Raw genomic sequence first — 6,137 nt, 5'->3', positions numbered from 1 at the left:
TGTCTGTTGATTCAGGTAAAGCCTCCTCATTTGAAAGTAAATCTTTAATCTCCTCCACATCACCTTTATCTAGAACATTTAAATCTGAAGATTCTTCTTTAGAATCGTCTGCACCGAAATCCAACTGCGCGTCCCCGTCCTCTGCACCAAAATCTAATGGGACATTCGCCTCTTCTCCCGCCTCTTCTATACCCTCTTCTATTGCATCGTCTGCACCAAAATCCAACTGCGCGTCCCCCTCACTAGATTCTGCGCTTGACTCCTCATCGTCTAATTGCAAATCATCAAAACCTGAAAGATCTAATTCATCGTCTAAATTACCCAAAGATTCCACATCGTCAATCTCTAAACCATTAGATTCTCCCTTTTGATGAGCTTGCTGATTATCCATTGGAGTAATCCCAGAAATCTTACTCAAGGTTTTTACAAGGTCCGTAGGCAAAAAAGGCTTTTGAATATACTCATTAAAGCCCTCTAAACGTTCTGTGGATTTAGCATAAAATAAGCCAAATTTTGCTTCTGGATTTGCTGATTTATAAGAGTTAAATAATTCTTGTTCAAAACATTCGTCATCTATCAAAACAATTTCTGCACCAAGCGTTAAATCAATCTCTGGAGATTCTTCCATTTCTACGCCAAGCTTAGACACACTTAGTGCTACAAGTTTGCTAATAATGGGATTCTTATTAATAAGATATAGTTTCATAAATGCTCCCTATTTACTTTGTTTCGTCTTTTTAAACAAAGAGTTGGTAAAATTTTAACAATTTGTATCTTAATTTTACAAGGAACTTTTAATGTTTAAACAAGTTTTAGCAACGATTGGGATTTTTATCAGCTTTTCTTGGGCGGATTCTCTCTACTTTATGCCTCAAGAACAAGATAAAGCCCTCCAAGCATTGATTTCTACGATTCAAAACTCTCAAAACACACTAGATGTCGCAATTTATAGCTTCACAAATCGCGAAATCAGCAAAGCAATCCGCGACATTGCCAAAAAAGGTGTAAAAGTGCGAATCATTTATGACAAAAAAAGCAATCAAAACGCCAATAAATCCACTATTGGTTATCTCGCAAAGCTCAAAAATATCGAGACTTGCTTGCTAGAAGGAAAACCCTCTTATAATCGCAAATTTTATGGATTAATGCATATGAAAATGGCAATCAGTGATGAAAATTCTCTGATTTTAGGTTCTGCAAATTGGTCTAAGAGTGCTTTTGAGACGAACTACGAAACACTTTTCATCACACAAAATAAAGATTCTATTGCAAAAGCCAAAAATGCTTTTGAGGGAATGTTTTTGGAGTGCAAGAAATATTAGAAATCCCCGAAAGCTATTTGGAATCCATATTTAAAAAATATGCGTCCAAACGAAAAGAAAAGACTAATTCCGCGCCCTCTCTTTCAATAAGAATCGGAAAGCTAAAGCGCACGATTCCGGGTAAGGCTCGTGTCATTTTTAAAGACTCTTTGAGTTTGTTAATATTTTGCAAACGCCCGCTAACCACAAAACGTTGTTTAAAGTATTTTCCCTCTAAACTAGGCGCACCATCTGCAACTACGCCAGCGTTTTCAAAGATAATTCTTAACTTCTCCTCAATTTCTCTTTGCGTGATTCTGTGTTCAAAATTTTCCAATATATGTGCATTTTGATTTTGATAATTGATAAGTTTTTGCCTTTCTGCATTACGTTGAGATTCTATCTGTTCTTGCACATAAATCTCCTTGCGATATTGTGCATTAGTCTTACGAAAAATGTCTAATTGGGGTTTTACCACAGCCAAAAACACTCCAATAACCATAAAAAAGTAAAAAACAAAAAAGAAAGTATTACGAATCCAATCAATCTGTGCAAAAAATGCTCTCATGGCTGCGCTTCCTCTTGTTGATTTAATTTGCTAATGGAAACGAAATTATACCAACCATTTGGTAGCATATAGAAATCCGCGCGGCTTTGATTAAAGATTGAACGCAAAGGCACTTCTAGCAAAAAGGTATAAATCTGTTTGGAGGGAGTAGTGCCATAAAGCGTTAATTGATATTGCTCCATTTGGATTTTGTTAAGCGTAATTTGCTCCGGGATTAAATCAAAGAGATTCTCCACGCTATCTTTTAGCATATTGTTTTGGCTAGCAATATAAGTTTCAAATTGCACTTTCTCTTCTTCTATAATCATCATTTCTTGGTATTCTTTAATTTCTTTGAGCATTTGTTGTTGCATTTCTATGGCTGCTTTTTCATTTTGCCGCATAAAGTATCCTTGCACTTTCAACATTGCAACAAAACCCGCAAAAATAAAAAGCGTCAAGAAAATATAGCCCCACCAAATGCGCGAAACTTTCTTGAGAATTGTTTTTTTGCCTGGTTGTGTGAAACTATAATTCATACTTGCCCTTTTGATTCAAAAAACTTATAAGATTCATAGCCAAGATTTGCTAATTCTTTAGCAATATCACAAGAAAGCACATGCACTTCTAGCATTGTGATTTGTTGGATTTGTTGGAGTGTTTCTTGTGCAATATCGTGAGGATTGAAAATCACAATTTCATTGATAAACTCGCTATTATAAAGTGGATTATTATAAAATTCACTCAAAGCAGATTGAATAAATTTTGCTGCTGTATTAATGCGTGAAAAATCATCTAAATCATTACCCTTTGAGGAATCCTCACCGCTTTCATTTAAATCGTCCTCACTATCATCATTTTTCAAGACTTTGATAAGCTCATCGTCATCACTACTTTCGCTATCCAAATCCACCACATTTTCAATATTGCTCAATTCATTTTGTAAATCCGATTCAATATCTGTTTTTTGTATATCCTCTTCGTCCTCACTCAAAGAATGCTTAACAACGGATAATCCCAAATCAATCTCGCTTTCTAGCACATAATAACCACCAAACAAAACTCCTGCATCTTGCTTGGTAACAATCAAAGTCATATTAGAGCGTTGAAATAACACATAGAGTTTGCAAGAATCTTGGAAAGTATCTTTTGCCAAACGATACAGAATCATAAAAGGAGAAATTACAAAATCCGCGCCAAGTTTTAAAAAACGTTTTTTCGTCTCTGCGATTCCTTGATTAGGCACATAAACCGACCAATTATTATCAAACCGCTTATAGACGACTTCATTACAATTCACGCCATATTTTTCAAACTCACTTTCTTTATCGGAGTTAATCACACCTTGCGTAATAGACAAGGAAAGCGTAGAGACATAAGTAAAAGGATTTTTAGCGCGGATTTTTTTAATATAACGCACCGCTTGAATAGGTAACTCACCGGGATTTGTTTTAAACTCTTTTATTTGAGTTTGCTGAAGCTGCCCTCTGCGATAGAAATTCACCACAACACTGCATAATTTGTGATCCACTTCAATGCCAGCAATCACAGTGGCAAAAAAAGGGCGAATTGTTTTTATTAAATTCATCATCACTCCAAACTTAAACTCGCATTGCTAATAGTATGCAATTTTGGCTTAAAAAATAGCCTTTAAAAGCCAAAAAATATAATTTTTTCATAAAATATTGCGCAAATTCTAAAAATTGCCTTTTGATTTATTTTTCAGAATCCGCCTTATAGGATTCCTAATGTGTGGGCAAATGCGATTCTATCTTGTGCATAGAATCTTGTACGGGCATAGAAGCATTAGAGTCTTGCATTTTGTGCGCTTTGTGAGTCATTGCAGGGTTTTGCAAAAACTTAATGCCTTTTTCAATCATCAATGCACCAAAAATAACAATCGCAATAGCAGCAAGATTCATCGCGAGTTTGCGCACAAAGGGCTTATATAGAATCGTGTTTGCCAAAAGTCCAAAGAGTAGCAAAGGCACAATCGTCGCAATTCCAAACACCAACATCACCAATACACCCTTAACTACGCTCGCAGAACCCGCTGCGCTAAAAAGAAACGCATAAACAAAACCACAGGGAAGCAAACCATTGAGAACTCCCAAGAGATAGAGACTCCAAGCATTTTCAAGATTCAAAGCCTTTTGGAATCGCGTTTGATACCATTTAGAATTTTGGACTGAATGTTCTAAAAGCGTGAGAAACTTTAGCTTGCCAAAGAGTGAAAGCCCCGCAAGAATCATCAAAATACCTGCAATCAAAAAGAGCAAGCCACGCAGAGTGCTATTGAGACTAAACATGCTCCCAAGTGCGCCCACAAGTGCGCCAAGCAATACATAAGTGCTAATGCGCCCAAGATTATAAAGAAAGTGGAATCCCACAATGCGCCCTTTGCTCGCATTTTGATTTGCCAACTTTCCGCTAAAGGCAAGCACGATTCCGCCACACATTCCAATGCAATGCCCAAATCCCCCAACTAGTGCAATACCAAAAAGGCTAATAAAATCTAAATTTTCCATATTTTTCCTTGATAAATCTCGGCTTACACTCTTTCCCACTCGCAGCCTTGAGGAGTATCCATAATCTCAATTCCACTTGCGCGCAAATCCTCTCGGATTTTATCTGCATTTGCAAAATCTTTTGCATTTTTGTATTCCGCTCTTTTTGCAATGAGTGCTTCAATCTCTACGCGTCTTGCTTCACTCACACCGAGTTTAAAGTATTCAAAAGAATCTTTTAAGCCCACACCCAAAATTCTTGTAACCAAAGCAAGATTTGCCATAATTTGTGGAATCTTATCTTTTTGTTTGTTATCTAACATTTCGTTTGCATTCGCAATAAGTTCCTCTAAAACACTTAAAGCTTTGGAGATATTCAAATCATCGCTTAAAGCCTCTAAGAATGCTTCACTAAAGGGATTTTGCACATTTTGAGATTCTACATTTCGTGGGTTTTTGATTTGGGTTTGTGCCAATCGTTTTTTAAGCCGATAGATTCTATCTAGCCGCTTCTTGCTTGCAAGTAAATCCTCTTCGGAGAAATTTAACCCCGCACGATAATGTGTGCTTAAAAGATAAAATCGCAGAATCTCTCCATCGTAATTTGCCAAAGCATCTTTAATAAAAAAGCTGTTCCCAAGCGACTTTGCCATTTTTTCGCCATTAATCGTTACAAAGCCATTATGTATCCAATATTTTGCGAGATTCTGTCCCTGCGCACAACGCGTCTGACAAACCTCATTTTCGTGGTGAGGAAACAACAAATCCGCTCCGCCTCCGTGAATGTCAATTGCATATTTGCCCTCTATCGCCAAATGTTCTTGAATCATTGCGCTACACTCAATGTGCCAACCCGGACGCCCCTTACCAAAAGGAGAATCATAGCCCACATCGCCTACACCTTTGTAACTTTTCCAAAGAGCAAAATCCTTTGCGTCGTGCTTTTGCTCACTATTTTGGATTCTGCTTTTGGATTCCTCATCTGCGATTCTACCACTCAAACTCCCATAATCCACGTCTTTATCCACAGATAAATAAATATCTCCATTTGACGTTTGATAAGCAAAGCCTTTGTCTAGTAATGTTTGAATCATCGCACAAATACTTTTTAGACTTTGCGTCGCTTTAGGCTCAATATCGGCACGTTCCACTCCTAGAGATTCCATTTCGTCTAAATATTTTTGCGTATAGGTCTGTGTGATTTCCTCCACACTCAAACCACTTTGCAAAGATTTGTTGATGATTTTGTCATCAATATCAGTAAAATTTTTGGCAAAAATCACTTTATAGCCTCGCTCACGCAAGAGTTTGCGCCACAAATCAAACACAATCGCACTTCTTGCGTGTCCTAAATGCGAATCATCATACACCGTCGGACCGCACACATACATACGCACTTCTTTTGGATTAATGGGTATAAATTCTACTTTTTCTTTTAATTTACTATCATAAATTCTAATCATCACTTTTCCTTATGAATTTCACTCATCAATTTAAAGGGAAAGTATAGCAAAAAAGGAGGGGGTTTTAAACATTCAAAAATAGCATTACAGATAAAATATCTCTGCAATAGTTGATTGTGTGTATATTTTTAGAGAAGAATCTAAAATGTTTTGTTTATTAAAATAATACAAAAATGTTTTATTGCCTCCGATACTGCTCCCATTTTTACCAAAAATACTTTCAAAGCCTTGTGCTTTATCCCTTGCATTAACCTCGTGTGTTAAACCTTTTGGGTCTATAAAAATAATTTTATATTCCTTGCTTTGCTTATGCCTTAGC

General features: G+C 36.7%; 8 protein-coding genes. 1 reads left to right on the top strand and 7 read right to left on the bottom strand.

Annotation, left to right across the window (positions count from 1 at the left end; translation table 11 throughout):
• Window positions 1-706: hypothetical protein (locus tag Q1553_RS04495; RefSeq protein WP_300842777.1), on the bottom strand; the 706-nt coding region annotated here is incomplete at its 3' end.
• Window positions 707-797: 91 nt separating this feature from the next.
• On the opposite strand from Q1553_RS04495, the gene Q1553_RS04490 reads away from it, so the two are divergent.
• Window positions 798-1,322 carry a phospholipase D-like domain-containing protein gene (locus Q1553_RS04490; RefSeq protein ID WP_115551122.1) on the top strand — a complete coding sequence of 175 codons (525 nt, stop codon included), beginning with the start codon at window positions 798-800 and terminating at the stop codon, window positions 1,320-1,322.
• A 13-nt stretch (window positions 1,323-1,335) separates the two neighbouring features.
• Here the strand turns inward: Q1553_RS04490 and Q1553_RS04485 are convergent, their stop codons facing one another.
• From Q1553_RS04485 to Q1553_RS04460, 6 genes are all read right to left on the bottom strand, one after another.
• Window positions 1,336-1,869, bottom strand: a complete 534-nt coding sequence (locus Q1553_RS04485) for a hypothetical protein (RefSeq protein WP_115551123.1) — start codon at window positions 1,867-1,869, stop codon at window positions 1,336-1,338.
• A complete protein-coding gene (locus tag Q1553_RS04480; protein WP_115551124.1) occupies window positions 1,866-2,387 on the bottom strand; it encodes a hypothetical protein in 522 nt (173 codons plus the stop codon). Before Q1553_RS04480 ends, Q1553_RS04485 begins: the two co-directional genes overlap by 4 nt.
• The gene (locus tag Q1553_RS04475) at window positions 2,384-3,436 is read right to left on the bottom strand and encodes a hypothetical protein (RefSeq protein ID WP_115551125.1); all 1,053 of its coding nucleotides are present in this window, start codon (window positions 3,434-3,436) and stop codon (window positions 2,384-2,386) included. Before Q1553_RS04475 ends, Q1553_RS04480 begins: the two co-directional genes overlap by 4 nt.
• A gap of 157 nt (window positions 3,437-3,593) precedes the next feature.
• Complete coding sequence (locus Q1553_RS04470; RefSeq protein ID WP_297570949.1) at window positions 3,594-4,376, bottom strand: sulfite exporter TauE/SafE family protein; 783 nt, start codon at window positions 4,374-4,376, stop codon at window positions 3,594-3,596.
• Between the two features lie 23 nt (window positions 4,377-4,399).
• A complete protein-coding gene (gene cysS / locus Q1553_RS04465) occupies window positions 4,400-5,818 on the bottom strand; it encodes a cysteine--tRNA ligase (protein ID WP_299383809.1) in 1,419 nt (472 codons plus the stop codon).
• 84 nt (window positions 5,819-5,902) lie between these two features.
• The coding region (locus Q1553_RS04460; RefSeq protein ID WP_300673789.1) for a hypothetical protein at window positions 5,903-6,137 on the bottom strand (235 nt) is incomplete at its 5' end.

This window comes from Helicobacter sp. UBA3407, from assembly GCF_949747025.1.
In the GTDB taxonomy this organism is placed as follows: domain Bacteria; phylum Campylobacterota; class Campylobacteria; order Campylobacterales; family Helicobacteraceae; genus Helicobacter_D; species Helicobacter_D ganmani.
The sequence above is the reverse complement of the archived record's forward strand: the minus strand, read 5'-3'. Positions and strand labels throughout refer to the sequence as shown.

What these genes read in the sequence shown, in the direction of transcription:
- Q1553_RS04490 (WP_115551122.1), top strand. Translation starts at nt 798, where the DNA reads ATGTTTAAACAAGTTTTAGCAACGATTGGGATTTTTATCAGCTTTTCT.
- Q1553_RS04485 (WP_115551123.1), bottom strand. Translation starts at nt 1,869, where the DNA reads ATGAGAGCATTTTTTGCACAGATTGATTGGATTCGTAATACTTTCTTT.
- Q1553_RS04480 (WP_115551124.1), bottom strand. Translation starts at nt 2,387, where the DNA reads ATGAATTATAGTTTCACACAACCAGGCAAAAAAACAATTCTCAAGAAA.
- Q1553_RS04475 (WP_115551125.1), bottom strand. Translation starts at nt 3,436, where the DNA reads ATGAATTTAATAAAAACAATTCGCCCTTTTTTTGCCACTGTGATTGCT.
- Q1553_RS04470 (WP_297570949.1), bottom strand. Translation starts at nt 4,376, where the DNA reads ATGGAAAATTTAGATTTTATTAGCCTTTTTGGTATTGCACTAGTTGGG.
- cysS (WP_299383809.1), bottom strand. Translation starts at nt 5,818, where the DNA reads ATGATTAGAATTTATGATAGTAAATTAAAAGAAAAAGTAGAATTTATA.